Annotated in this window: 6 protein-coding genes and 1 tRNA gene; 6 read left to right on the forward strand and 1 reads right to left on the reverse strand. The window is 59.9% G+C overall.

Annotation, left to right across the window (positions count from 1 at the left end):
• Nucleotides 1-3 precede the first annotated feature (3 nt).
• From ACTHL0_RS12600 to ACTHL0_RS12625, 6 genes are all read left to right on the forward strand, one after another.
• Entirely contained in the window at nucleotides 4-741 is a 738-nt protein-coding gene (locus ACTHL0_RS12600; RefSeq protein ID WP_440567087.1) for a BON domain-containing protein, read from the forward strand.
• Nucleotides 741-1,124: a c-type cytochrome gene (locus tag ACTHL0_RS12605; RefSeq protein WP_440567082.1), complete on the forward strand. Its 384-nt coding sequence runs from the start codon at nucleotides 741-743 to the stop codon at nucleotides 1,122-1,124. The genes ACTHL0_RS12600 and ACTHL0_RS12605 overlap by 1 nt, the downstream gene beginning before the upstream one ends.
• A gap of 78 nt (nucleotides 1,125-1,202) precedes the next feature.
• Nucleotides 1,203-1,278, forward strand: a tRNA-Ala gene (locus tag ACTHL0_RS12610).
• 165 nt (nucleotides 1,279-1,443) lie between these two features.
• Nucleotides 1,444-2,073, forward strand: coding sequence for a tyrosine-type recombinase/integrase (locus tag ACTHL0_RS12615; RefSeq protein ID WP_440567083.1), 630 nt, complete (start codon nucleotides 1,444-1,446; stop codon nucleotides 2,071-2,073).
• Complete coding sequence (locus tag ACTHL0_RS12620; protein WP_440567084.1) at nucleotides 1,986-2,180, forward strand: helix-turn-helix transcriptional regulator; 195 nt, start codon at nucleotides 1,986-1,988, stop codon at nucleotides 2,178-2,180. Before ACTHL0_RS12615 ends, ACTHL0_RS12620 begins: the two co-directional genes overlap by 88 nt.
• A 298-nt stretch (nucleotides 2,181-2,478) precedes the next feature.
• Complete coding sequence (locus ACTHL0_RS12625; RefSeq protein ID WP_440567085.1) at nucleotides 2,479-2,940, forward strand: hypothetical protein; 462 nt, start codon at nucleotides 2,479-2,481, stop codon at nucleotides 2,938-2,940.
• An 83-nt stretch (nucleotides 2,941-3,023) separates the two neighbouring features.
• Here the strand turns inward: ACTHL0_RS12625 and ACTHL0_RS12630 are convergent.
• On the reverse strand, nucleotides 3,024-3,573 hold a 550-nt coding region (locus tag ACTHL0_RS12630; protein WP_440567086.1), incomplete at its 5' end, for an HNH endonuclease.

Consider the following 3,573-nt stretch of genomic DNA (forward strand, 5'->3'; position numbering starts at 1 on the left):
GCATTGGTGGCGTCGTTGCAGGGTTGTGTGTTGGCGGTGGCGGGCGCGGCGGGCGGCGGGGCGCTGATGGCGACCGATCGACGCACGCTCGGCACGCAGACGGCCGACCGTGAGATTCAGGTGAAGGCGTATTCGCAGATTGCCAATCAGTTGGGCGATTCGGCGCATGTCGATGTGACGGTGTTTAATCGGCGGGCGTTGTTGACCGGGGAAGTGCCGACTGAGGCGATGAAGCAGCAGGCGGAGCAGATTGCGCGTGGGGTGGGGGATGTTGAGGCCATCGTTAACGAGCTTAAGGTCGGGCCGGTTACGGATTTTTCGGATCGGGCTAATGATTCCTATCTTGTGACGCGGGTGAAGACGATGCTCATCGCCGAGAAAGGGATTTCGGCGAATGACTTTAAGGTTGTCGGTGAGGCTGGGAATATCTATTTGATGGGGCTCGTGACGGAGCATGAGGGGAACCTTGGGGCGGCTGTTGCGGCGAATGTTCCCGGGGTGAAGAGTGTTGTGAAGGTTTTCCAGTACGTGAAGCCGGAGCAGGCGGGGGCGGTGGCGGCTACGGCGGCGCAGGCGGCTAGTGCGCCCAGTTCGGCTCAGTCGGCGGATTCGCAGGCTACGGTGGGGGCGGTGCCCATTGGCGGTGGGGTGACGGAGAAGCCGCTCGATACCTCGGCGACGCCGGCTCCGGTTAGTAATTCCACGCAGGTGCACCCGGGTAGTCGTGGGCAGGTGAAGTGATGGGGTTTGGGGTTCTTCGGCGGCGCGCGGCGGCGGTTGCGGCTGGGAGCGTTTTGGCTGCTGTCGCGGTCGGGTTGTCCGGGGCGGTTTTGGCCGCTTCGGCGCCTGCAGGGCTTGAAATCGCTAAGCAGAATGCCTGTCTCGGATGCCATACCGTCGATCGGAAGCTTGTCGGGCCTGCGTTTCGGGATATCGCGAGCAAGTACAAGGGCGATGGGCAGGCGCAAGGGCGGCTGGAAAAGAAGGTTAAGGACGGTGGGTCCGGCGTTTGGGGTGTTATTCCCATGCCATCCCATCCGCGGATGAGCGATGCGGATATTCATACCGTCGTCGCTTGGGTGCTGGCTGGGGCGCCTACCTCTGTCGCCACCAACGCTAAGTAGTTGCGGTCGTTGGGGTTTTTCATGTCCCAAGGGGGCTTGTCAAACCCCGTAACGCCGTGACAGAATTGCTGCTTCGTTGGGGCGGTAGCTCAGCTGGGAGAGCGTCGCGTTCGCAATGCGAAGGTCGGGAGTTCGATCCTCCTCCGCTCCACCAAATTCAAGTCTGGCTAGGTCCAGCAAAAGGCCGGAAGCCCTTGTTACACAAGGCTTCCGGCCTTTTTTACGTCTGAGGTCGTCCAACTGCATCTGTTGGTAAATCAGGCCGTTGGGGGCACCATGGGGGAACCAGTTCGCTGCCCCCACAAACGGATGCCCCCAGATGCCACTCACTGGCCTCGCCGTCAAAAACGCCAAGTCCATCGAGAAGACCCAGCGACTCTGGGACGCCGGTGGGCTGTATCTCGAAGTCTCAACCGCAGGCTCAAAATTGTGGCGCTTCAAGTACCGGTACGACCGGCGCGAGAAGCGCCTGTCGTTCGGCAAGTACCCCGACGTGACCTTGAAGGACGCGCGTGAGAAGCGCGATGACGCGCGCAAGCTTCTGGCGAAAGACGTTGACCCCGGCGAGCACAAGAAGGTGGTGAAGGCAGCGAGGCTGGAGCGTGCGGCCAACAACTTCGAAGCGGTTGCCCGGGAATGGCACGAGAGGATGATGTCCGACAAGGCCGAGTCTCACCGCGTCAAGGTCATCGCGCGGCTCGAGAATGACATCTTTCCCTGGCTGGGCAAGCGACCGATATCTGACATCACCGCACCGGAAGTCCTCGCATGCCTGCGGCGAATTGAGCAGCGCGGTGCCCGCGATACGGCGCATCGCGCGATGCAGAATTGCACCGCTGTTTTCCGGTACGCCGTTGCATCATGCAAGTCCAGCATGACTCTCTTTTGCGCCTTCCGGAAGTGCTGGCGCTTATCCCGGTTCCCCGCGCAACCTGGTACGCGGGCGTGAAGAGCGGCCGCTTTCCGCAACCCGTCTCTCTTGGTCCTCGCTGCGTTGCCTGGAAGGCCAGTGAAATTCAGCGGCTCGTCAGTGAGGGTGTGACGGGCGCGTTCTGAAGTGGCGAATCTGGGAATGTTCCGGGTGCCGCAAGCTTGCTCGCGGCACCCTCTTTAGACTTATGTACCCTGTTGCGGTGAAGCCCTCGAGCGGGCCCGAAGGGCTTCATCGAGCTGGGCCGGGTCCGCCAATATCTCCTTCAGACCATCGCTGACGCGCTCCCAATCACGTGTCTGCTGCTTGCTCATCATCATTTCCGAGCTGCCAGGCGAGCGTTGTGACGTCGCATCTGTAAAGGCGTGAACAAAAAATGCCGTTATGTCCCAATGTCGGGTCTGCCGACTTTGAAAGAGGAAAATGAACGAAATGAATCTGAAGAAAGTGATGTTTGTACCGGCATTTGCCACGCTGGCATTCTTGGCTGCTTGCGGCGATAAGCAGGAGGCGCCGGCACAAGAAGCTTCCGCTGCATCTCCGGCATCGATGACCGCGTCTCCCGACGCCTCACCCACGCCGACGGCGAATCAGACTGCCGACCAGTCACAGCAAGCCGCAGCGCAGCAACCGACACAGTCCCCCGCGGCCGCCCCTGATGGTCTGATGCGCGTGCATTTCGACGAAATTTTCGTTATTGACTCGAACGGTAACCTGTCGCCAAAGGTTACCGTTGACATCAACGGCGTGGTTATGCAGCCTGGCGTCTCCTTTGGAGGTGGCGTCCAGTTTAGCGGATTCGCGCTTAGCCAAGCACTCGGTCATGACTTTGGCGTACGACGCCTCGACAATGGCGTTGTTCAGCTCGTGAAATACTACGACTGAGCGGGAGAACGCGCTGCGGTGTCAAGCGCATTCGAAATCTGAGCAACTGGGGGGTGCGGCCATCCGCAGCTCAGCTTGCGCCTCTAGCCGAGGCCATAGATCCTGGACCTCAGTGTGCAAAGGAGGGCGCCTAGCTCACTCTCTGAATCGCTCGTCTGGACCTTTGCGAGTGCGTCGTTCATGCGTCGATGGAGTGCCGCTAGATCGTCATTGACACTATCGATGATCGTCGATCGCTCGATGTCGGCAAACTGCAGCTTCTTGTACGTTGCCCGGCCGGTTTCGCTTGTCGGTCGGTATTTCACGAAGCAAATTTCCTCGGTCGCGATGTGAACGAGGTTAATATGATCGCCATAGCGGAACCCATTCACGACCGGGTCGATGATCGTTAGGCCCCCGGTGAGCGTCCCCCGATCGACGCGCGCAGCTTTCCATTGGTTGCAGTCGGTACAACCGATTGTGAGATTCCCTAAGGCAAAGGTGCGCTCAGGGTAGCTCGCCTTGGGATAGACGTGCTCGATGTGCCAGCCATATCCGTAATGCCCTACCGGGCGCTTGCAGTAAGCGCAAGCACGACGGGCTTTGAACTCCAGATGATCGACGATTCGCTTTTTAAGTGACTTCAGCGCGGCT

This window comes from Trinickia sp. (assembly GCF_051961175.1).
Taxonomy (GTDB): Bacteria; Pseudomonadota; Gammaproteobacteria; order Burkholderiales; family Burkholderiaceae; genus Trinickia.